Origin of the sequence: Roseburia sp. OF03-24 (genome assembly GCF_003463035.1) — a bacterium.
Classification (GTDB): domain Bacteria; phylum Bacillota; class Clostridia; order Lachnospirales; family Lachnospiraceae; genus Roseburia; species Roseburia rectibacter.
The window spans coordinates 25,971-48,249 of record NZ_QSCK01000017.1 but is presented as its reverse complement, the minus strand read 5'-3'; the positions used below and the strand labels follow the sequence as shown (position 1 = coordinate 48,249).

Sequence of the window (22,279 nt, the reverse complement as noted above, 5' to 3'; positions counted from 1 at the left end):
TGGATTGCAGAACGGTGTACCGGTAGAAATGAGGATTATCATGCCAGATAAATATGATGCATTAAAACTGGAAAACCAGTTGTGTTTTCCACTTTACGCCTGTTCCAAAGAGATCGTGCGCAAGTACAAGCCTTTTTTAGATGAGCTTGACCTGACATACACGCAGTATATCGCGATGATGGTGCTCTGGGAACACAGACAGATCAGCGTGAAAGATATGGGAGCACTTTTATATCTGGATTCTGGCACACTCACGCCTGTCCTGAAAAAGCTTGAGCAGAAAGGCTATCTTGTACGCGCAAGGGACAGTGAGGATGAGCGTGTGTTAAATGTGACGATCACAGAACTCGGCGAAAAGCTGAAAGAGGATGCCGTTCTGGTGCCAAAAAAAATGGGCTGCTGCGTGTGTCTGGAGAAAGAAGATGCTGATGAGTTGTACCGGCTGCTGCACAAAGTGCTGGGAGTGCTTGGAAAAGAATGAAAATAAATCATATTTCAAACATTTGACAAGTGTATCTGCAACAGAAAGTTAAAGTGATTTCTCCCCCTAATCCAGTTGCACCCCACCAAACCCCTATGGTAAAATTATCCTTATAAGATTGCCGGAAAACAGGCAGTCATTTATGAAGAGTAGAAACCACTGGGGGTTTTTGTTATGGAACAGACAATGTTGATCGCAGTACTGATCGCGGCACTTGTGGGATTGTTTTTGTTTGACACGGTGCGTCTGCGGCGCATGCAGGTGCAGAGGGATGCAGCGAAAGAGGAAGTTGCAGAAGTAAAAACAGAGTTTTTGTCGCGCATCAGTCACGAGATCAAGACACCGATGAACGTGATCGTGGGGGCAACGGCGTTAGGACTTGAAGAGACGGAACATCCGGAGCGGATGGAAGAGTGCTTAAACCGGATACGCGGCGCGAGTGAATTTCTGATGGGACTTTTGAATGATCTGGTGGATATGTCTAAGATCGAAAACGGAAAGTTCCATCTTCATCCCAAGCCGTATTCGTTTACGGAATTTTTAAATGAAGTGGAAAATATGATGGAGCCGATGTGTGAGCGCAAATGGATCCGATTTCATATGCCGCATGAGGAGATCAACATTAATATGATGGTTGATCCGGTGCGGTTTTTCCAGATATTTTTTAATCTGCTCTCCAACGCGGTGAAGTTTACACCGGAGGGCGGGGAGGTCACATTCCGCATCTGTAATTATGCCACGCACAACAATCAATTTTGTGCCGACTATGTGGTGTCCGACAACGGAATGGGAATGAGCGAAGAGTTTCAGCAGATTCTCTTCCAGCCATTTACGCAGGAGAGCGTGAATCAGGGTGAACCGGGAAACGGAGCCGGATTGGGACTTGCGATCGTGAGAAGCATCGTTGATCTGATGGGCGGAACGATCACGGTAAAAAGCGAGCCGCAGAAAGGTACGGAGATAAAAGTCCATCTTGAGATTGAGATTGCGGAGATACAGCCGGAGATCGAAGTGGCACACCGTTCCGCGGAGGAGATACAGAACATCCTGCGGGGAAAGAGGGTTCTGCTTGTGGAGGATCATCCACTTGATGTTGAGATCAGCAGGCGTATCTTAGAGCATGTGGCGGTAAATGTGATCAGTGCGCAGGATGGAAAAGCGGCATTAGAGCAGTTTAAAGCGGAAGAACCCTATCATTTTGATGCGATACTGATGGATATCCAGATGCCAAACATGAACGGTTTTGTTGCGGCGAGAGCGATAAGGAAGGTTGCAAAGCCGGATGCGCAGATCATTCCGATCATAGCATTGAGTGCAGACGATACGCTGGAAGATGTGAGAAAATGCAAGGAAGCGGGCATGAATGCACATATTGCAAAACCGGTTGAACCGCAAAAATTATATCAGATTTTGTGTGAGTACCTGCTTGCGCCGATTTAAGAGGCAATTTTATAACAGAAAAATCCAATGGGCTTTATAAAGACGATAGATAGTTCACAGAGACAAAAATTTGGAAAATAAGCATGAATAGAAAAGAAAAAAATCCGGCAGGGATGATTTTGCGCGCGGAGCGGATCAGACAGGGAAAGGGGCAGAAAGAAGTCTGCTATGGCATCTGTGTGGTTTCGTATTTAAGTAAAATCGAGCGTGGATCGGCGGAGCCGGATATGGCAATTTTAAAGCAGCTTTTTGCAAGACTTGGAATCAATTATGAGACAGATTCTGCGTTTCTTACTGAGAGCAGGAAACAGATAGATGAATTTTTTTACAATCTGCAATATGGGCTGGAAAATGAAACGGTATGGAAAAAACTTGCCGGAAAATGGGACAGGCTTTTGATGTCACCGCTTACAATCGATATCAGACTGGTATCCGCAATTTATTACAGTGAGAGCGCGTGGAAAGAAGTAGATAAAAGTTTTATCGAAAGTTTGATGAAAAAAGAAGCAGATGGAAATGACATACAGAATTTTTTGAATGAAAATGTCAGCACTTTAGTGCGGTTAGAAGACTGCATGGATGAAAAACAGTATGCCTATTACAGTCTGGTCTGTTCAAGACTTACAAAAGATCCGGCAGAGAAAATGGAGTGGTATCAGAAAGTACAGCACGGACTGCAGAACACGCTTGGCATGTGCTGTCTGATTGCCGGTTATTATGAACAGGCAGAATACGACGCGATTCACCGGATGGAGAACCGTTTTGTGACGGCGGCATTAGAAGAGGGAAATGTATATGCACTGGCGGATTATTATTTTATGAATGGAAGCGCATATGCATGTGTCGATATGGATGAGATGATGACCGTCTATTATGAGCGCACCAGAAGGCTATTGCAGAATACCGGATGGTGGAAAGAATACGAGCAGGGATTATATTATAATATGGGGGCGACCTATCTTGCAGTTGGAAGATATGAGGAAGCACTCGACTGTTTAAACCGTGTCCGGTCAGAAGATTTCCTGCTCTGTCATAAAAAGGCATGGTTACATCTTCTCCTTGGAAATACCGGGGAGGCGGATCATTATCTTGCAATAATGAAACAGTTACTTTCCCGGAAAGATATGAAGGGTAAGATGGCAGAGCGTCTGATGTATGAGGAACTTTGCATGGAACAAAAGCAAGACTTTACGGCGGATCCGGCATATTTAGATCTGATCGAACGACTGATCAGGGCACTCATAAAAGAAAAGTCGTTTGGTTTCCTCTATCAGTATAAAAATGTGATTTTAGAAGCCTATACGAGGCAGCGAAAATATAAAAAGGCACTGGAGTTTAGTGAACAAATTTCCGCAAAGACCAGAAAAAGTACGTTTTAGCGTGCTTTTTTTGTGCCGATTTTCCCAAATCAATTCGCTTTATCTAGTTTAAAGTGGAATATATAATAACTGTAGCAATCGATATATGATGTCTGGAATCCACTATTTGCTCCGGACATCATAATCTTTACGCTATACTACAAAACATGAAATGAGGGAAAACATGTCACACAAGCAAAAAACACTCTGGACAAAAGATTTTACCAGTATCACTATCGCAACCATTTTAACTGCTGTGGGCGGCGAAGCCATGAACCTGCCGATCAGCCTTTTGGTATTTGATGAGACCGGATCTACATTCTTATCAGCATTGGTACTGATCTGCGGCGTTTTGCCGGACGTTGTTCTTTCTGTTTTAGTTGCTCCATTGATTGATAAAGGCGGAAAGAAAAAATGGATCGTCGGACTGGATATTGTAACGGCGGTATTGTATGCGGTAATGGGACTCTATATCAGTGGTCATGCATTCAATTACCTGTTGTATCTGATATTTGTCCTTGCAGTGGGAACAATCTCAGTGTTTTACCGTCTTGCATATGATGCATGGTATCCAAATCTGATACCGAATGGGATGGAGCAGAAGGGTTATGCGGTCAGCAATACGATCTATCCGCTTGTCATTATTGCAATGTCCCCGGCGGCAACCTTTTTGTATGAAAAAATATCCATGGCACACATTTTTTATCTGGTTGCCGGTATCACGATGGTATCTGTCATCGTGGAGAGCCGGATTCATGAGGAAAAGGAAGAAGCACAGGACGATTATACCTGGAAGCAGTATTGTCAGGATATCAGGGAAGGATTTCATTATCTGAAAAAAGAAAAGGGCATTCGTAACATCTATACTTATATGAGTATCACAAGCGGTGTGTCAGATGGAAATACCGTACTGATACAGGCGTTTTACCAGACAGTGCCGTGGCTTACGGTCACAATGCTTGGATTTTTAAAAAGTGCGGAAATGATCGGGCGGGGACTTGGCGGCATTTTTCAGTATAAAAAAGAAATACCGGTAAAAAAACGTTATGCGTTTACCAAATTTGTCTATACGGTCTATGGACTGATGGATATTTTACTTTTATATCTGCCATATCCGCTGATGCTGTGTAACCGTTTCCTTTGTGGGGCACTTGGCATCTCAAGTGCGACCATCCGTGAGACAGCAGTGCAGAGCTATCTGCCCGAAAATATGCGGGCGCGTATCAACGCATTTTTTAATATGGTATTTGCGATCGGAAGTGTGGCATTCCAGATGGCAGCGGGAGCACTGGGACAGATCATGTCTTACCGGTTTGCAATTCTGCTGCTCGCGACGATAGAACTTACCGCCATGTTTCTGCTGATCTGCCTTCCGGCAAAAGAAAACCGCCCCGTATACGAGGCGGTCCGAAACGCAGAGTAGTGTTGATAAATCTGTTGGCAGTTTTAAGCCAGCGGTTTGATCTCCGGCGCCGCCGGACAGCGTGCCGTCGACTCTCTCTCGATGAGTCTGGCGCGGATCTGCGTCCGGCAGAACGGGATGTGGTGCACCAGAGAATTTAAAACGACGTAAGCGCATTTTCCAAGCTCATTGCGCTCCTGACGAACCGTGGTAAGCGGCGGCTCTAAGGAGGCAGAGAGCGGCAGGTCATCAAAACCGACAACGCTGATATCCTCCGGAACACGGAAACCGCGCAGCTTACACTCAGCGATCACACCGGAAGCAATCAGATCGTTGCCGCAGATGATCGCAGTCGCACCTGCGCCGAGAAACGTCGGGACGTGATACTTTGCGCTGTCTGCCACATAATAGCCGTAGGCGGTCAGCTTCTCATCAACAGTCAGTCCGTGAGCTTTCATGCTGTTATAAAATGCTTCCTGGCGCTGCTCGGATACCATGGAGTGCAGGGAACCGTTTAAGAAAGCAATTTTTTTGTGGCCGAGCGTATAAAGATGATCTACGGCTGCGTCGATGCCCTCATAGTTATCGGTGCCGACGTAGCAGACGTTCGGATTTTTTTCGATATAGTTATCAAAGAGAACAGTCGGCATTGTGGTGTGGGAAAGCTGCTGCATCCATTCGTCATGCAGGGCGAATCCGACTAAAAAGGCACCGCAGAAACCGTTCTTTAACATGTATGTATCATATTTTTCTGTAAGCTGAAAAGCAGGTGTGACCGGAATAACGGTGACATCCCAATTATGGCGGAAAGCATTCTGTTTGAAACCGAGTACGATATCGTAGCCAAACTGATCTTCCGTTTCATATTCCATATTTTCGATAAAAACCGCCAGTTTGCGGTTTTCTTTTTTCTTTGATTTTTTTGTTGCGTATCCCATTTCAACTGCAGTGTCAAGCACCATCTGACGTAATTCTTCGCTGATGTCACTCGCGCCATTTAAACCTTTTGATACGGTACTGACGGAAACACCGAGTCTTGTTGCAATATCTTTGATTGTTGCCATGGGTAAGATCCTCTCCTTAGTAAAAACAGTTGATTTTTTTATATTATATAAAGAAAACAAAAAGTTGACAAGCAGACATACTAAAATTTTCGAAACTTTTGAGCGCTTTCGTTGTAAAAATAAACAAAAACGATATAGCAAAAACGGCAAATATGGCAAAAACGCTGTTAAAAGTTGCAAATTCGTTGACAAAAAACGTTTCCAGTAATAAAATTATCACAGATACGAAAAAAAGCGAAAAAATGAGAGGAAGGACCGGGGAAGATCATTGGATGCAAAAAGAATGGCAAGGGGAGCAGGAATCCTCTTAGCGATCACAAGTTTACCATCTTCATACGGAATTGGTACATTAGGAGATGCGGCATTCCAGTTTATAGATCTGCTGGTGGATTTAAAACAGCGTTACTGGCAGGTGCTGCCGATCGGTCCAACCAGTTTTGGAGACAGTCCATATCAGTCATATTCCGCATTTGCCGGGAATCCATATCTGATCGATCTGGATGATCTTGTGCAGGAGAAGCTGCTTAGTGTGGAAGAGATCCGAAGTTTCCATTGGGGAAATGATGAAGCGGATATTGATTATGCGATGATTTATGAGAACCGCTTTAAAGTTTTGAAAATGGCGTTCGCACGATTCGATATCGAAAATGAAGTTTTTGTAACGTTCTGTGAGGAAAATGCCAGATGGCTTTCTGATTATGCACTTTATACTGCATTAAAGAAACATTTTGGTGATGAGGAATGGCAGAAGTGGGACGAACCGCTTCGAAGCCGGGATCCTGAGGCATTAAAAGAGTATGAAACAACGTTACATACAGACATATTGTTCTATGAATTCTGCCAGTTTGAATTTTTTAAACAATGGAAAAAATTAAAAGAATATGCAAATAACAGAGGTATCCAGCTGATTGGTGATCTTCCGTTTTATGTGGCATTAGACAGTGTGGATGTATGGGCAAACCGGGAACTTTTCTTATTGGAAGAGGATGGGACGCCAAAAGGAGTTGCAGGTTCTCCGCCGGATGCATTTTCAGAGAATGGACAAAAGTGGGGAAGTCCAGTATACAACTGGAGCCGGATGGAAGAAGACGGATTTGCCTGGTGGCAGGCGCGCATGTTAGAACATGCAACGCTGTTTGATGTGATACGGCTTGATCATTTTGCAGCGATCGTAAAGTATTATGTCGTACCGAACAAGGCAGAAGATGGAAGAAGTGGAAAGTGGAGTAGGGGACCTGGAAAGAAACTTACGGATGCAATCGAAAAAGTGATCGGAGATACACACATCATCGTTGAGGATATCGCAGGAAAGAGTCCGATACCGGGTGTGAAGAAGCTGATGGCAAGAACCGGATGGCCGGGCATCAAGATTTTGATGTTCGCATTTGGGGATGATACGGCAAACGAACATCTTCCACATAATTACACCGACTGCAATCTTGTCGTTTATGCGGGAACGCATGACAATGAAACAATTGTTGGTTACTTCAGGGACAAAACAGATTATGAGCTTGCTTATCTGTACGAGTATCTGAATATCAAATATAAAGAAGAAATACCGGATGCGCTGATCCGGGCTGCCTATGCAAGCATTGCAGATGTGGTGATCATACAGATGCAGGATCTGATGAAGCTTGGAAATGAAGCGCGGATGAATGCACCATCCACCGTCGGGAGAAACTGGAGATGGAGGATTGGAACCGATGAACTGAGTGAGGAGCGGAGGGCATGGATCCGGACGCTTGCGTCGGTTTATCACAGATAATTATGTTATAAAGTGCAGATTGCATTTTATATAAAAACAAAGTTCATGAAAACTTTTTGGGAAAAAGAAAAGGAGAGGAAAAAAATGAAAAAGAAAGCAGTGTCATTATTAATGGTAGCAGCTATGATGACAACCATGGTAGCAGGATGCGGAAACAAAGCCGCAAACAATGCTGGAAGCGATGCAGCAGCAGACAACAGCACAACAAGTGATGCAGCAGCAGAGGAGACAGCAGGTACTGAGGCAGCAGCCGTAGAGACAGCAGGTACTGAGGCAGCAGCCGCAGATTCTGAAGATGAGCCATGGTCCGGTACAATTACAGTATGGAGTCCACAGGAAGATCAGGACACAGGCTGGCTTGCAAAAGAGTGTGACGCATTCAACGCAGCTCATCCAAACTGGGATATCACTTTCAATTATGGTGTATGTGCAGAGGGTGATGCAAAAGCAACGGTTACACAGGATGTTGAAAACTCCGCAGATGTATATATGTTAGCAAACGATAACATCCCGGATCTGGTATCTGCAAATGCATTAGCAGAGCTTGGAGGAAGCTATCTTGACTATGTAACTACAACAAACTCTGATTCTATTACAGCATCTGTTACTTACAATGATGCAGTAGTGGCATTCCCGTTTACATCAAATACATGGTTCATGTACTATGATAAGAGTGTATTTTCAGATGATGATATTAAGAGCTTTGATACCATGTTAGAAAAAGGAAAAGTTTCTTTCCCATTATCTAACTCCTGGTATATTCAGGCTTTCTATGTAGCAAACGGATGTACATTATTTGGTGATGGTACTGATGCAGCAGCAGGTGTCGATTTTAGTGGTGACAAGGCAGCAGCAGTTACTGAGTATCTTGTAGACCTTTGCAAGAATCCAAACTTCATTAATGATGCAGACGGAGCAGGTATTGCCGGTTTACGTGATGGCAGCGTTAATGCCATTTTCTCAGGTACATGGGATGCAGAATCTGTAAAAGAAGCTCTTGGCGATAACATGGGTGTTGCAGCTCTTCCTACTGTAAATATCGGAGGAACAGAGGGTCAGATGAAATCCTTCATAGGATCTAAAGCAATCGGCGTTAATCCAAATACAGAGAATATGCAGGTTTCCATGGCTTTAGCGGCTTACCTTGCAGGTGAAGATGCCCAGAAAGATCATTATGATATGAGAAATATCCTTCCTACAAATACAAACATTGCAATCTCAGATGATGAAATTGCTACGGCAGTTACAAAAGTTATGACAGATACATCTATCATGCAGCCATTAGTAAGCGAAATGAGCAACTACTGGTCACCGGCTGAGAACATGGGTAAAGCACTGGTCGCTGGTGAGATCACAGCTGATAACGCAGCAGAGAAAACAGAAGATATGAATACAACAATGAACACAGACATTGCACAGTAAAAAGATTTCTTCTGATAGAAATCCCAGGGTGCCCGGACGGGCATCCTGGATGTTTCTACATTGAGATTTAAAGGAGGCCCATAACGTGAAAAAGGCTGGAATGAAAAAAGGAAAAAATAAAGAATTTTCAACACCGTACACGGTTACAAATGCGGCGGCAAAAGGAAATATAATCACAAAACTTTCCCTGTTAATTATGGGCTTAGGAAATATTGCACATAAACAAATTGGAAAGGGAATCATGTTTCTTGCAGTAGAAGCTGCATATATCTGGTACATGATTCAGTCAGGAATTTATAATTTATCTATGCTGCCATCTCTTGGATGGAGAGAGCAGGAAAAAGTATGGAACGAAAAAAAGAGTATTTATGAATATACAGCAGGTGACCAGTCAGCACTGATTCTGTTGTATGGAGTGGCAACAGTTTATATTACAGCAATGTTTATCATTGTCTGGAGAGAGTCCGTAAAGAGCTCTTATAAATCGGAAGTGTTGGCAAAATCAGGAAAGCACTTAAACAACTTTAAAGAAGACTGCAAGAGTTTGTTAGATCAAAATTTATATAAATTACTGTTGGCAGCGCCGGTTATGGGAATTTTAATTTTTACGATCTTACCACTGATCTATAACATTACCATGGCGTTCACGAACTACAGTAAAGTCAACGATCATCTGGTATTATTTGACTGGGTGGGACTGGCAAATTTCAAGAAGATTTTAAACTTCGGTGACAGCATCGGCAAGCAGTTTTATTCCGTATTGGGATGGACACTGATCTGGGCGATCTTAGCAACTGCATTAAACTATATCCTCGGTATGATCTTAGCGATCATCATCAACCGTAAGGAAACAAAAGGAAAGGCATTCTGGAGATTCTGTTTTGTACTTTCCATCGCAGTACCGCAGTTCGTATCATTGCTGATCATGCGTACCATGTTACAGCCGACCGGTATCGTCAATACGCTGTTAATAAAATATGGTCTGATCGATACCGCATTACCGTTCTTTTCAAATGCAACATGGGCAAGAGTAACGGTTATTGTTATTAACCTCTGGGTAGGTATTCCGTATACGTTACTTCAGGTAACCGGTATTTTACAGAATATTCCGGGTGAACTTTATGAGGCAGCAAAGATCGACGGAGCGAATGCTGTACAGACTTTCTTTAAGATCACATTGCCTTACATGTTATTCGTTATGACACCGTACCTGATCACACAGTTTACGGGAAATATCAATAACTTCAATGTCATCTTCCTTCTGTCAGGTGGAAATCCTACTCCGGTGGATGCCACGGCAGGAAAGACAGACCTTCTTGTTACCTGGCTGTATAAGCTGACGGTTGATAAGAACTATTATAACTTAGGTGCTGTTATCGGTATTATGACATTTATTGTACTTGCGATCGTAGCATTGGTAACATATCGCAATACCGCATCCTATAAAGATGAGGAGGGATTCATGTAATGAACACGACACATACGAGTACAGCAGCAGTGGCTGCGAAAAAAAGTGGTGCATCCAATACGGCGAAAATCCGTAAAACAGTGATAAATGTGATTGTTCACATTTTCCTGGCAATACTGGCATTTATCTGGGTTCTCCCGATTTTCTGGGTAATCCTTACAAGTTTCCGTGGAGAGAAAGGTTCTTATGTAAGTACATTTTTCCCGAAAACCTATACATTTAATAATTACATCAAATTATTTACAGACACCAGTATTTTAAACTTTCCGAAGATGTTTATGAATACCTTTGTGATCGCAATTTTTACCTGCATCATTTCTACCATCTTTGTACTTTCAGTGGCATACAGTATGTCAAGAATGCGATTTAAGATGAGAAAACCGTTTATGAATATTGCGATGATCATTGGTCTGTTTCCATCTTTCATGTCCATGATCGCTGTGTACTATATTTTAAGAGCACTTAATTTAGCAGATGGTGCAATGATCCGTGTAGCACTTATCATCGTGTTCTCCGCCGGTTCCGGTGCAGGATTTTATGTTGCGAAGGGATTTTTTGATACAATCTCAAAATCGCTGGATGAGGCAGCGATTATCGATGGAGCGACAAGATGGAATGTATTTACAAAGATTACTGTACCGCTCAGTAAGCCGATCATCGTATATACGATTTTAACATCCTTTATGGGACCGTGGGTTGACTTTATTTTCGGTAAAGTTATCTGCCGTGCAGATGCACAGTATTACACCGTATCCATCGGTCTTTGGAAGATGCTTGAGAAAGAGTATATCGATAGCTGGTATACCTGTTTCGCAGCAGGAGCAGTTGTCGTATCGATCCCGATCGCAATTCTGTTCTTAATGACACAGAAGTTCTATGTAGAAGGAATGAGCGGAGCTGTCAAGGGCTGATCCACAGGATACAAATTGAATATGAGGGCACATTTTGGTGTGTCATTGGGCAGATGGGGAGTCTGCCGGGAGAGCAGGGACGGTTTGTTTCTGCTCTCTTTTTAAATTCATAGGAAATTGCGTCCTATGAATTTAAAAGCCCTCCGGGCAGGATGCGCATCTTGCGGAGCAGAAGTTAGCTGTAAACAGCACCGCTCGAGCGCGAAAGAGTCGCAAGCGACTCTTTATTCTAATAGAGTAATTGAAGGATGCTGAGGTCAAATAGTGCAATCAGGAAGCTTGGGTGTACTATTGTGACTTTAACATAATTGAAAAAGCGCAGGCATATATGCGCAGAAATGAGGACTGAGATGAAAAAGAGAATCATTGCGGCTGTTTTAGCCGGTATGTTGATAGTTTCCGCAGGGGGATGTGGAAATGGGACAGCTTCATCAGGGAATGCTGTGGATAATTCGAATGGAATGGCGACGGAAAGTTCTGCGGATCAAGCCATAGCTTCTGCCGGGCAGGATGAAAATGCAGATGCTGACACGAAGGAGGGGGGAGTGACCGCCCTTTCTCTGATGCAGGAAGTCAATACCGGGGATGAACAGATCATTGATGATAATTACCGTACCTGGTATGAGGTGTTTGTGTACAGCTTTTTTGACAGCGACGGGGACGGCATCGGGGATCTGAATGGTCTGACAGAAAAGTTAGATTATATCAATGACGGTGATCCGGCGACAGATACGGATCTTGGATGTAACGGAATCTGGCTGATGCCGGTCATGCCATCGACAACCTACCATAAATATGATGTGACGGATTACTGTGATATTGACCCGGAATACGGTACGATGGACGATTTTAAAAATCTGATCGCGGCATGCCATGAGAGGGGAATCAATGTCATTATCGATCTTGTCATGAACCATACTTCCTCCCAGCATGAATGGTTTAAAACGGCAGCAGATTACCTGAAAAACCTGCCGGAGGGAGCAGAGCCGGATGCGTCGGAGTGTCCTTATGTGGATTACTATAATTTTTCTAAGGAAATGCAGGGCGGTTACAGTAAGCTCGATGGTACAGACTGGTATTATGAGGCGCAGTTCTGGAGCGAGATGCCGGATTTAAACCTTGGCAGTCAGGCAGTCCGTGATGAATTTGACAAGATCGTAGACTTCTGGTTTGATCTGGGGGTGGACGGATTCCGCCTGGATGCGGCAAAAGAGTATTACAGCGGAAGTGTGGATAAAAATGTGGAAGTGTTGTCATGGTTTCATTCCATGGTAAAAGAGAAAAAAGAGGATGCCTATATCGTGGCGGAGGTCTGGACGGATCAGAATACCTACGCAAAATACTATGAGAGTGGTATTGACAGCTGTTTTGATTTTTCTTTTGCGGACAGCACCGGAACGATCACTTCCGTGCTTAAAAATGGTTCGGCATCTTCCTATGGAAAGGCGTTGGTAAATCTACAGGATAATCTTTCCCAGTACAGTGACAGCTATATCGATGCACCATTTTACACAAATCATGATATGGCACGAGGCGCAGGTTATTATTCTGGGGATGACAGTGAAAAACAGACAAAGATCGCACAGGCAATGAATCTGTTGATGTCTGGAAGTGCTTTTCTGTATTATGGAGAGGAACTGGGCATGAAGGGTTCCGGTAAGGATGAAAATAAGCGTGCACCGATGTATTGGAGCGAAGATAGCGCAGTCGATGGAATGTGCAAGGGACCTGCTGATATGGATGCCATAAAAATGAAATACGGTGCGCTCGAAACACAGGAGGAAGATGGAAACTCTATTTACCAGTTTGTAAAACAGACGATAAAACTCCGCAATGAGTACCCGGAAATAGCCCGTGGAACAGTAAAGTTTGAGGAGAATATTTCGGATGACAAGGTATGTGTCATAAAGAAAACATATGGTGATTCGGAAATACTTCTGGTTTACAATCTTGCTCCGGAGAGTGCGGATGTAGATTTATCCGGAGTTGCAGTTGGAGAAAAGAGCGGAGGTGATCTTGCAGTTGGCGGTGTACTGCTGACGGGCACAGAAGAGGCAGTGCTCCAGGATGGAACACTGACAATGCCGGGATATTCGGTGGTGATAGTGAAATAATATGTCAGGCTGTGCCGGGCAGATTTAAGAAATTACGGACAGAGCAGGCAGTAATGTGCCTGCCAATCCAATTAGTAGTTCAGCAGGAAATCCGCAAATTTCGTATAGTAATCTTTCTGCTCGGAGCGGCTGAAAACACCAAAGTAGCAGCTGTCATAAATGCCATATTTCTGGATCCACCGATTATCGGTCAGTTCGATCGCACATGGATAGGACTCTGACTCGCCATCATCGGTGGAGTAGATCAGATGATCTTTATATTTTTCTAACACATCATCCGAAACATAGGTGCGCAGATCCATCAGCGCACCTTCTTCGGCATAATCGGTGTAAACACTTCCTGTACCGAAAAACAGATCCTCGCCGCCGGCACCGATCATCGTGGAAAGTACCATGTAGTCGTTGTAGTCCGTTGTTGCATTTGGATCATCGGAAAACTGCAGATTTGCAGAAACGTCGATTGGCTGCTGTTTTTTATCATAACCGGCAGCATCAGAAAATTCGTCGAAAGCAGTTTCGGCATTCTCGCTGACTGTCTGGATATTGATCATGATGACGCTGAGTACCGGCTTGCGGTAAGTGATAAAATGATATCCCAGACCAATCACGATCGCAGCAATGACACCTCCAAATAAAATATGCAGTTTGTAATAGTCCCAGATATACTGAACTTTTGCCTTGTTCGAAAGTGCCTTAAAATCTGTCTTTTTTTCCATGGTATTTCTCCAATTCTAAATATTTGTCATGTATTTTTGCCAGTTACTCCACCGGTATCATTCTACTAGCATAACATACTTAAAAAAATGAAAAAAGTGCCAATTTGTGAAGTTTTTCTAAAAAATGTTACTGTTTACACTATATGCGGGAGCAGTAACTAAAAATTTTCTGTACTCTGGTCCGTCAGTGTTTCTAAACAGGTCAGCACTTTTGACATATTTTCCATGATCGTATCGGTATTAAATAATTGCGGCTGCAAGACGGAGTTACGGATCGTGGAAAAAATGCCGCCGGAAAGAAACGAGGCGAGAAGTTCCGGGGATACGGAAAAGGTGCAGCTGCGTTGTTGGTGTTCTTTCAGATTACTTAAGATGTTAGAGTGTATTTCTTCATTAAAAATATCAAGCGGTGAGGCGGACATGTCGCTTTTTAAAATATTCTGGATCAGTGATTCGTGCTCCTTAAAATAGAGTATGGACCTTTGGGTAAGGTAGAGCGTGTAAGCATAAATTCCGTTGGGGGGAGTTTCCTCTTTTGCCTGTGAGATGAACTGATCCTGCTTTTGGCGGATAAAAAAAGAAAAGAAATCATACTTGTCTGCAAAATGTTTATAGAACGTGGCGCGCCGGATCGTTGCCTCATCACAAAGCTCATTCACAGTCAGATCGTCAAATCTTTTTTCTCCAAAATAGTTACAAAGGCATCACACAGTGCCTTGTAGGGTTTTCGGATTCTTAAATCTGTTTTTTCTTCCATAATTATTCCGTCCTTTCGAAAAATAAAAGACAATTATTCTGTTTTTGTCAAATAACTATCATATACATTGCAATTGTACGTTGAAAAAAACGATTTGTTATTATTATACAGAAAACGAACAGTTGTCAATTATAAAACAATCGTCAGAAATAAAACAAATGAAAATCTACTGAAAAAGCAGGGATCAGAAAAAAGGATACAGGGAGAGCAGTAGAAAACGTTTGAAAGGTTTTTTGAAAAAGGAGAAAGCATGTGGAAAAGTTTTATGAATTGGTGATCCGTCATCGTAAAATCATTTTTGCAGTATTCATTGGAATAGCAGTCATTTGTGCGATGGCGCAGAAGTTCGTATCAGTCAACTATGATATGATCTCTTATCTGCCGGAGGCGCTTTCCTATAAGGAAAAGTTAGGAGAAATCGACGGTGTGACAGATGTGACCTGGTTAGATGATACGGTAACGGCAAAGATTGGTGAACTTGCGGCAAACGGCGATCAGGAAGCCAACGCACTGTATCAGTGTGCAGCGACCGGAAATACCGGAATCAATGATTACACAAGTGCTGTAAATAAAATCACAACCGGTTATGCAAGCATCACAGGCGGCGCAAAAGATCTTGCAGACGGAACAGCCACATTGTATCAGGGAACACAGGAACTGGTAAAAGGAACACAGAGTTTAAAAGATGGCGCAGGAACACTTTCTGCGGGAACAGAGAGTCTTTTAAACGGAGCACTTTCATTGCAGAGCGGAGCCGGACAGCTTGCAGACAACACGCTTACATTGCAAAACGGCAGCAAATCATTAGCAGAGGGAGCGGCAGCATTAAAGGACGGAACAAAAGAAATGAAGGAAGGCACAAAAGAGCTGAGTGACGGCACCGATGAATTCCAGTCGGAGACAGCGGATCTTGATACAAAGATCTCAGATAAGATTTCGGATACGATTGATGATATGACAGGAAAAGATGTGGAGACAGTATCCTTCGTATCAGAAAAAATACAAACATTGAATCAGTGCTGTTTGTCATTAAGACACCGGCAATCCAGAAAGAGGAAGTAAAGGAAGAGACTGTCACGGAAGAGAAAAAAGAAACGTTTTGGGAGAAACTGGTTGGGCTGTTCAAGTAAAAACGGAAAAGCAGGTGCAATCCCCCACCTCATAACAGATACTAAAAAAACTGAGTTCCATCGGAACTCAGTTTTAATACCTGTAACAGAGAGCGGGTGATGGGAATCGAACCCACGTATCCAGCTTGGAAGGCTGGTGTTCTACCATTGAACTACACCCGCATAAGATGTATGAAATTGAATACTGCCGAGCAGAAACTGTTGTTTCTGCTCTAATGCCCAGTTCCGGAATCGAACCAGAGACACGAGGATTTTCAGTCCTCTGCTCTACCAACTGAGCTAACTGGGCGTCTCACAACAAAACTTATTTTAAAGGAAAATGGCTTTGCTGTCAAGCAGAAAATGCAAATTTTTTTAATAATATGAATTTTCGCAATAATTAGGAAAACATAGACGGGTCATTTTAGAGCAAGCATATGCCACATTGCCAGCGCAGCGCACAAAAATAAAAGTAACGTAAACCCAATTCGTTTAGTTTGAAACAGAATGGGCGAAAACTGCACATTACAAAGGGATTTCGTCCGGTTTTTACGGGAATATACTTCAATATGGGGTAGAATGGGTGAAATAGAGGTGAAATCAATCAGAATAACCCACAGAATCGGAAAAACCAGGGCGAAATGAGTAGAAAAAGGAAGATTTCGCCCAAAATCAATAGAAAGTCATTAAATAGTTAGAAAAAATGGGTGAAACCAGATTTAAATACCGAGGTTTCACCCATTGTGTGCATCTGTTAAATTGTAAAGTGATATGTTTTTTGACCTTGCTGTCGAGAGATTATATTATACGGTAACGCATGTCAGTACATTTGTATATCATGCGTATAGCAGGATAGCAGGACGGAAGTTACATATACGGCAGCACATCCTGCATATAAGCACGCAGTGTCTCGCCGACGCTCCATGCCTGCGCATAGCATCCTCTTGGATTGTGAGGTGCATCCCCGTCGAAGATTTCGGAGATCGAGCCGATGCAGCCGTTGTCGGTCAGATGATGACGCACCGGCCCGAGCAGGGAAAGCAGCTCTTTGGTACATTCCGGCGAGTGATCGTGGACTTTTGCGTAAGCGGACAGAAAACCGCCGAGCAGAAATCCCCATGCCGTACCCTGGTGGTAAGCTGCATCACGCTTTGGCAGGGAACCACAGTAAATGCCGTGATAGTCCGCATGGTCACTGGTGAGAGAGCGAAGTCCGCAGCCTATATAAAGATATTTTTTGACAAATGCGACGATTTTTGCTTCCTGCTCCTTCGATAACATGGTAAAAGGCAGTGACACCGCATAGATCTGGTTTGGGCGAAGATGGTCATCCGGCTCATCCCCGTCCACGACATCGTAAAGACAGCCCTTTTCTTCCCACCAGAACTTCCTGCAGAACGATGCTTTTACAAGTTCCGCAAGTGCGGCGTAGTCGTGAGAGGTCATAACATGACTGTCCAACCCCGTGGCAGCACCAGCAACAGAAACCTCACTGCCGGAACTTGTGGCATAACCGCCAGTAACCAAAACATCATCCCCACCTTCATACCGCCGGGCAAGTTCCTCCATGACCTTCAGCGCATTATACCAGAGCGCATTGATCTCCACCGGTTTTCCGTGGCGCGGGGTGGCAACCCAGTCACCGACGCGTACGTCCATCCAGGTGATCTGGTCAAGACCGCTTCCAGCATGGATGAGCCCGTCCTCCTCCATATAAATACTGAAATCTGTGCCGTTTTTGTAAGCGGAAATGATTTCCTTCAAATGAGGATAAATATTTTCCTGTACGAAAGCATTTGCAGCGGTATCCGGATAATACTGCAGATACTGCCATACCGCATAAAAATACCACAGGGAAGCGTCCGCTGTATTATAAAGCGGAGCGGCATTGTCATCCGGGAACATGTTTGGCACGATCCCGTGACGGATGTATTTGGAAAAAGTTAAAAGGATTTCCTCTGCATCTTTTCTGCGCCCGGTGCAGAGCGTCAGCCCGGTAAATGCGATCATCGTGTCACGGCCCCAATCCGTAAACCATGGAAGCCCGGCAAGCACGGTTTTATAGCCGGTAGAAGCACGGTCACAGAGAAACTGATCCGCGGCGAGAACCAGGCGATCTGCAAAATCATCGTGGATACCTGCCATTTCGTAGAGTGATTTTGTATACTTTTCCCGTTCTTTTAAAATGTCAAAAGCGGTATCTGCCGTGATATCTGTAAATGTTTCATCGGCAGCGATCACGGAACAGAGCACGGAAATCTGTTTGTGGCTTTTCGCCGGAAGAAAAACAGTGACTTCATGTGGACAATAATGACAGTCGAGTCCGTCCGTCTCAAGATCGACTTCGGTCTGAAGCTGCATGTCAATATCGAACATAGGCGTATGGTCGGAAAAAATACCTTCACTGGTCTGGAACAAAATGGCAGTATCAGGATGGCTTTCCGGGATCAGGCAGAGTGAATTGTCGATCAGGGAAGTACGAAAATGAAAATCTTCCGGGCGGCTGGATGCGCTGTGTTCACGGAAATTAAAAAGCGGAACCAGTGTGAGAGAAGCATCCGGACCATTATTTTCGATTTCATAGGCAATGGCACACACATTGGCACCATGTTTTAAGCAGATATGTTTTTTCATCGTGATATCGCCCGCCTGGTATGTGTAGTGAACACTTCCGTCATAAGAAAAAGAGACGAGATATTCCTGCCCCTGTGTGTAACAGGTTTCGCCATTTTTCTTATGCTGTGAAGTCTCAAGGTTATACACTGCAGATACAGCTGGAACAGATCCTTTTTTTAACGTGTCCGTAATGGGATGAAATTTTTCGTCAGAACTGCCAGTGCTTTCTGCTGCAAATACGGACAGAGATTCATTGATCTTGGAAAAAACAAGATAGCGCTCGATCGGCGGGTGGAGACTCGCGATCAGATAACCCTGATGCGTCCGGTTGTGAGCACCGATGAGGGAACTTCCGGCATAACCGCCGATGCCGTTGGTCAGCGCCCATTCACGGCGGATTCCTTCCTGAAATGTGGAAAATGCATCTTTTTCATAGTGATAATTGATCATTTTTTTATTCTCCATGATAAAAAGTTATTGTGTGTAAAAAATGTGTTGCAAAACTGCGAAAAATTACGAAAAAACCATTTGCTTTTATTTTACACGATAACAGGTGCGATGTACAGAAAAATAAAAAATGTATAAAATTTCCTGTATTTATGCAGAGAATGGAGGGACAGCCCTTGCCTGACAAGTTGTTACATGATAATATAAGAAGTATGACCTGTGGCAGACTTGCAAAAGAGATGCTGATGTATGTGAAATAGAACCAGTTCCACGATGGTGGAAAAGGCAGCCTGCCCAAAAGAGTATGTCAAAAAACAGGTAAATATAAGAAAACAGGAGAAGATTATATGCATGAGAAATTAGTGATCGTTCCGAAAAAGAAAACAGGTTCCAAAAAAATGTTAACTACAGCATGGTTTATCCTTGCCTGCCTGATGTTTTTGCTGGCTACATTTGTGAATCCGATTATTTTTCTGATCCCGGGAATCGCATTTGCACTGGTATGGTATTTTCAGGCATTTCGTTCGGATATAGAGTACGAATATACCTATTATGATGGAGAGTTCCGCTTCGCACGGATCAAGGCAAAAAGCAAACGTAAAGCCATCGGCAGCGTGCAGATGGATGATGTACTTGGATTTGCTCCAAGAGGTGACAGAAGCGTATACAAATACGAAAATGACAAGAATCTGGCATATAAAAATCTGACTTCCGGTGACCCGGAGGCAAAGGTGTATGAGCTGATCGCAAAGGGCGAAAAAGGACTTGTGCGTTATGAGTTTGAGCCGGATGATGAGATGCTCGATGAAGTTATGGTAAAATATCCGCGTTCCGTGGTAAGATAAGCGGCGAAACGCAGACGGAGGAAGAAATGTTAGAGTTAAGAAATATCACTTATGAGGTAGAGGACAATCAGGACAACAAAGAGATCTTAAAAGATGTCAGCCTTACGATCGATGAGCATTTTGTGGCGATCACCGGACCGAACGGTGGAGGAAAGTCCACACTTGCAAAGATCATTGCCGGAATCATCAAGCCGACATCCGGTCAGATCATTTTAGATGGAGAGGATATTACAGAACTTGATATTACCGAGCGTGCAAAACATGGCATCAGCTATGCATTTCAGCAGCCGGTACATTTTAAAGGACTGACAGTCAAAGATCTGATCACAATCGCAGCAGGAAGAACGATGACGGTGAATGAGATCTGTGAGATCTTATCGGAGGTTGGTCTGTGTGCGAGAGAGTATATTGACCGTGAGATCAATGGCAGTCTTTCCGGCGGTGAGTTAAAGCGTATTGAGATCGCGATGATCACGGCACGCGGAACAAAGCTTTCCATTTTTGATGAGCCTGAAGCGGGAATCGATCTCTGGAGTTTTAACAGTCTGATCAGGGTATTTGAAAAAATGCGTGATGAGATTCAGGGAACGATTCTTATCATTTCACATCAGGAGCGTATTTTAGACATTGCAGATAAGATCGTGGTGATCGCAAACGGACAGGTTAAGACAATCGGAACCAAGGAAGAAGTACTTCCGGAACTGCTTCATACAGCAGGGGCCTGTGAGACACTGACCAGCAAGCTGTAATGTATGAGTATGAGGAAGTGAGGATAAAAATGGATTTAATACAGAAAAATTTATTAGAGCAGGTGGCAGGACTGCACGAGATCCCGGAGGGTGCCTATAACATTCGTGCCAACGGAACCAAACTCGGAAGAAATACAACTGCAAATATTGATATTGTAACAAAGACTGATAAGGACGGAATCGATATTATCATCAAACCGGGAACGGTCAATGAGAGTGTACACATTCCGGTTCTTTTGAGTGAAAGTGGAATGCAGGAATGTGTTTACAATGATTTTTATATCGGTGAGGGTGCAGATGTCACGATCGTGGCAGGATGCGGGATCCATAACTGTGGTGTAGATACTTCCAAACATGACGGTGTGCATACGTTTTATCTGGAAAAAAATGCAAAGGTCCGCTACATTGAGCGCCATTACGGCGAGGGTGACGGCAACGGAGAGAATATCATGAATCCGCAGACCATTGTGCACTTAAAAGAGGGTGCACATATGGAGATGGAGACGACCCAGATCAAAGGGATTGATTCCACAGTCCGTGTGACAAAAGGTGATCTTGCAGAAAATGCATCTTTAGAAATTCATGAGAAGATCATGACACACGGAAAACAGTACGCGAAGACAGATTTTCATGTGGATATTAACGGGGATAATTCCAGTGTGAATCTGGTGTCACGTTCTGTTGCAAAAGGGGAATCAAAACAGGAATTTTTCTCCGTTATGAATGGTAATGCAGCCTGTGCAGGACACAGTGAATGTGATGCCATCATTATGGATAACGCCTGTGTGACTGCAAGTCCGCAGCTGACTGCCAACAATATTGACGCAAATCTGATCCATGAAGCTGCTATCGGAAAAATAGCCGGAGAGCAGCTGATCAAGCTGATGACACTTGGACTTACAGAAAAAGAAGCGGAAGAACAGATTATCAATGGATTTTTGAAATAGTCATTTAAAGTTTGTGGCCGGGAATGTCTTTGTATTCGATCATCCCGTCATCAATCCATTCTTTAATGCGGCTGAGCGGCAGATGAAAATGTGTTGCAACATCATAAGCGGTGGCGTTGTTTGTCTGAATATATTCTTTTACCTGATGAAAAAGTTCCTGTTCTAAACAGCGGGGACACAATGTTCCCTCGTAGGATGTGGGAAGAAGACAGTGACATTCTTCGCAGTATCTCCGGTTTTCAAATAAAGGTGTTTCGGTCATATAAAGTCCTCCTGTCTGTTACATTAGGATTTTATTATAACATAAATTATCATGTGGAAAGAATTGTATTTATAAATAAAATATAAAAACAAAAATAAGGATTTTTATAAATCTTTTCGAAAATCGTCACACTTAAGACATATTTTTTCCGTATACTGTAACCATCGAAAGAAGTTAACAACGCTTACCCAGGCGGGTTGTTAAACAAGGTTGTATAGAATAAAGGCTGTACATCCCGACAATTCTTTCGAGGCAATTTCCTTTATATAGATTAACATTTTCATAACTAAACTCCTCGGAGGAACCCCGGAACAGTGATGTTACCGGGGTTTCTTCATTTATGGGATTAGATTATCAAAAGGTGGATTTCATTTTTTGAAAATCGAATCATATTAAAATTCAGAAA

The 22,279-nt window shown here is 43.4% G+C and carries 18 protein-coding genes and 2 tRNA genes; 13 read left to right on the top strand and 7 right to left on the bottom strand.

Features of this window, described 5'->3' with window-relative positions; translation table 11 throughout:
• Positions 1 to 40 precede the first annotated feature (40 nt).
• The 4 genes from DXA60_RS10250 to DXA60_RS10235 all read left to right on the top strand — a co-directional run bounded on the left by DXA60_RS10250 (position 41) and on the right by DXA60_RS10235 (position 4,702).
• A complete protein-coding gene (locus DXA60_RS10250) occupies positions 41 to 481 on the top strand; it encodes a MarR family winged helix-turn-helix transcriptional regulator (RefSeq protein WP_022113081.1) in 441 nt (146 codons plus the stop codon).
• 174 nt (positions 482 to 655) lie between these two features.
• Positions 656 to 1,921 carry an ATP-binding protein gene (locus DXA60_RS10245; RefSeq protein ID WP_006858962.1) on the top strand — a complete coding sequence of 422 codons (1,266 nt, stop codon included), beginning with the start codon at positions 656 to 658 and terminating at the stop codon, positions 1,919 to 1,921.
• Between the two features lie 83 nt (positions 1,922 to 2,004).
• On the top strand, positions 2,005 to 3,300 hold the full coding sequence (locus DXA60_RS10240) for a helix-turn-helix domain-containing protein (protein WP_055195095.1): 1,296 nt from the start codon (positions 2,005 to 2,007) through the stop codon (positions 3,298 to 3,300).
• Between the two features lie 163 nt (positions 3,301 to 3,463).
• Positions 3,464 to 4,702: an MFS transporter gene (locus DXA60_RS10235; RefSeq protein WP_055195093.1), complete on the top strand. Its 1,239-nt coding sequence runs from the start codon at positions 3,464 to 3,466 to the stop codon at positions 4,700 to 4,702.
• A gap of 23 nt (positions 4,703 to 4,725) precedes the next feature.
• Here the strand turns inward: DXA60_RS10235 and DXA60_RS10230 are convergent, their stop codons facing one another.
• Complete coding sequence (locus DXA60_RS10230; protein WP_022113077.1) at positions 4,726 to 5,745, bottom strand: LacI family DNA-binding transcriptional regulator; 1,020 nt, start codon at positions 5,743 to 5,745, stop codon at positions 4,726 to 4,728.
• Positions 5,746 to 6,028: 283 nt separating this feature from the next.
• Here DXA60_RS10230 and malQ point away from each other — a divergent pair, with 283 nt between their 5' ends.
• The 5 genes from malQ (at position 6,029) to DXA60_RS10195 (ending at position 13,425) form a co-directional block, all read left to right on the top strand.
• Entirely contained in the window at positions 6,029 to 7,510 is a 1,482-nt protein-coding gene (gene malQ / locus DXA60_RS10220) for a 4-alpha-glucanotransferase (protein WP_117921133.1), read from the top strand.
• An 84-nt stretch (positions 7,511 to 7,594) separates the two neighbouring features.
• A complete protein-coding gene (locus DXA60_RS10215) occupies positions 7,595 to 8,932 on the top strand; it encodes an extracellular solute-binding protein (protein ID WP_117921158.1) in 1,338 nt (445 codons plus the stop codon).
• A gap of 100 nt (positions 8,933 to 9,032) precedes the next feature.
• Positions 9,033 to 10,400 (top strand): carbohydrate ABC transporter permease, encoded by a 1,368-nt coding sequence (locus tag DXA60_RS10210; RefSeq protein WP_117921157.1) that lies wholly within the window; start codon positions 9,033 to 9,035, stop codon positions 10,398 to 10,400.
• Entirely contained in the window at positions 10,400 to 11,311 is a 912-nt protein-coding gene (locus DXA60_RS10205) for a sugar ABC transporter permease (protein ID WP_117921132.1), read from the top strand. Before DXA60_RS10210 ends, DXA60_RS10205 begins: the two co-directional genes overlap by 1 nt.
• A gap of 338 nt (positions 11,312 to 11,649) precedes the next feature.
• On the top strand, positions 11,650 to 13,425 hold the full coding sequence (locus tag DXA60_RS10195) for an alpha-amylase family glycosyl hydrolase (RefSeq protein ID WP_117921131.1): 1,776 nt from the start codon (positions 11,650 to 11,652) through the stop codon (positions 13,423 to 13,425).
• A gap of 71 nt (positions 13,426 to 13,496) precedes the next feature.
• On the opposite strand, the gene DXA60_RS10190 is transcribed toward DXA60_RS10195, so the two are convergent.
• Together DXA60_RS10190 and DXA60_RS10185 are read right to left on the bottom strand one after the other, a co-directional pair.
• Positions 13,497 to 14,141 carry an extracellular solute-binding protein gene (locus DXA60_RS10190; protein ID WP_117921130.1) on the bottom strand — a complete coding sequence of 215 codons (645 nt, stop codon included), beginning with the start codon at positions 14,139 to 14,141 and terminating at the stop codon, positions 13,497 to 13,499.
• A 158-nt stretch (positions 14,142 to 14,299) separates the two neighbouring features.
• The gene (locus DXA60_RS10185; protein ID WP_243006840.1) at positions 14,300 to 14,800 is read right to left on the bottom strand and encodes a TetR/AcrR family transcriptional regulator; all 501 of its coding nucleotides are present in this window, start codon (positions 14,798 to 14,800) and stop codon (positions 14,300 to 14,302) included.
• A 350-nt stretch (positions 14,801 to 15,150) separates the two neighbouring features.
• Here DXA60_RS10185 and DXA60_RS10180 point away from each other — a divergent pair, with 350 nt between their 5' ends.
• A complete protein-coding gene (locus DXA60_RS10180; protein ID WP_117921129.1) occupies positions 15,151 to 15,960 on the top strand; it encodes a hypothetical protein in 810 nt (269 codons plus the stop codon).
• 159 nt (positions 15,961 to 16,119) lie between these two features.
• Here DXA60_RS10180 and DXA60_RS10175 read toward each other — a convergent pair.
• The 3 genes from DXA60_RS10175 to DXA60_RS10165 form a co-directional block, all read right to left on the bottom strand.
• Positions 16,120 to 16,190: transfer RNA gene (locus DXA60_RS10175), tRNA-Gly, on the bottom strand.
• Positions 16,191 to 16,244: 54 nt separating this feature from the next.
• A tRNA-Phe gene (locus DXA60_RS10170) sits at positions 16,245 to 16,317 on the bottom strand.
• Positions 16,318 to 16,874: 557 nt separating this feature from the next.
• Positions 16,875 to 19,073, bottom strand: a complete 2,199-nt coding sequence (locus DXA60_RS10165; protein ID WP_243006839.1) for an amylo-alpha-1,6-glucosidase — start codon at positions 19,071 to 19,073, stop codon at positions 16,875 to 16,877.
• A 344-nt stretch (positions 19,074 to 19,417) separates the two neighbouring features.
• Between DXA60_RS10165 and DXA60_RS10155 the strand changes: the two genes are divergently transcribed.
• Genes DXA60_RS10155 through DXA60_RS10145 form a run of 3 tightly spaced genes read left to right on the top strand, consistent with a single transcriptional unit; the run spans position 19,418 to position 21,611 of the window.
• Complete coding sequence (locus tag DXA60_RS10155; RefSeq protein ID WP_117921126.1) at positions 19,418 to 19,915, top strand: hypothetical protein; 498 nt, start codon at positions 19,418 to 19,420, stop codon at positions 19,913 to 19,915.
• A 26-nt stretch (positions 19,916 to 19,941) separates the two neighbouring features.
• Positions 19,942 to 20,664: an ABC transporter ATP-binding protein gene (locus DXA60_RS10150; protein WP_006858976.1), complete on the top strand. Its 723-nt coding sequence runs from the start codon at positions 19,942 to 19,944 to the stop codon at positions 20,662 to 20,664.
• A gap of 29 nt (positions 20,665 to 20,693) precedes the next feature.
• A complete protein-coding gene (locus tag DXA60_RS10145; RefSeq protein ID WP_173022940.1) occupies positions 20,694 to 21,611 on the top strand; it encodes a SufB/SufD family protein in 918 nt (305 codons plus the stop codon).
• 4 nt (positions 21,612 to 21,615) lie between these two features.
• Here DXA60_RS10145 and DXA60_RS10140 read toward each other — a convergent pair whose 3' ends face one another.
• Positions 21,616 to 21,873, bottom strand: coding sequence for a hypothetical protein (locus DXA60_RS10140; protein ID WP_006858977.1), 258 nt, complete (start codon positions 21,871 to 21,873; stop codon positions 21,616 to 21,618).
• Between the last annotated feature and the right edge of the window lie 406 nt (positions 21,874 to 22,279).

Bases quoted from the DNA above. Each gene is read 5' to 3' on its own strand.
- DXA60_RS10250 (WP_022113081.1), top strand. From the start codon at position 41: ATGCCAGATAAATATGATGCATTAAAACTGGAAAACCAGTTGTGTTTT.
- DXA60_RS10245 (WP_006858962.1), top strand. From the start codon at position 656: ATGGAACAGACAATGTTGATCGCAGTACTGATCGCGGCACTTGTGGGA.
- DXA60_RS10240 (WP_055195095.1), top strand. From the start codon at position 2,005: ATGAATAGAAAAGAAAAAAATCCGGCAGGGATGATTTTGCGCGCGGAG.
- DXA60_RS10235 (WP_055195093.1), top strand. From the start codon at position 3,464: ATGTCACACAAGCAAAAAACACTCTGGACAAAAGATTTTACCAGTATC.
- DXA60_RS10230 (WP_022113077.1), bottom strand. From the start codon at position 5,745: ATGGCAACAATCAAAGATATTGCAACAAGACTCGGTGTTTCCGTCAGT.
- malQ (WP_117921133.1), top strand. From the start codon at position 6,029: ATGGCAAGGGGAGCAGGAATCCTCTTAGCGATCACAAGTTTACCATCT.
- DXA60_RS10215 (WP_117921158.1), top strand. From the start codon at position 7,595: ATGAAAAAGAAAGCAGTGTCATTATTAATGGTAGCAGCTATGATGACA.
- DXA60_RS10210 (WP_117921157.1), top strand. From the start codon at position 9,033: ATGAAAAAAGGAAAAAATAAAGAATTTTCAACACCGTACACGGTTACA.
- DXA60_RS10205 (WP_117921132.1), top strand. From the start codon at position 10,400: ATGAACACGACACATACGAGTACAGCAGCAGTGGCTGCGAAAAAAAGT.
- DXA60_RS10195 (WP_117921131.1), top strand. From the start codon at position 11,650: ATGAGGACTGAGATGAAAAAGAGAATCATTGCGGCTGTTTTAGCCGGT.
- DXA60_RS10190 (WP_117921130.1), bottom strand. From the start codon at position 14,141: ATGGAAAAAAAGACAGATTTTAAGGCACTTTCGAACAAGGCAAAAGTT.
- DXA60_RS10165 (WP_243006839.1), bottom strand. From the start codon at position 19,073: ATGATCAATTATCACTATGAAAAAGATGCATTTTCCACATTTCAGGAA.
- DXA60_RS10155 (WP_117921126.1), top strand. From the start codon at position 19,418: ATGCATGAGAAATTAGTGATCGTTCCGAAAAAGAAAACAGGTTCCAAA.
- DXA60_RS10150 (WP_006858976.1), top strand. From the start codon at position 19,942: ATGTTAGAGTTAAGAAATATCACTTATGAGGTAGAGGACAATCAGGAC.
- DXA60_RS10145 (WP_173022940.1), top strand. From the start codon at position 20,694: ATGGATTTAATACAGAAAAATTTATTAGAGCAGGTGGCAGGACTGCAC.
- DXA60_RS10140 (WP_006858977.1), bottom strand. From the start codon at position 21,873: ATGACCGAAACACCTTTATTTGAAAACCGGAGATACTGCGAAGAATGT.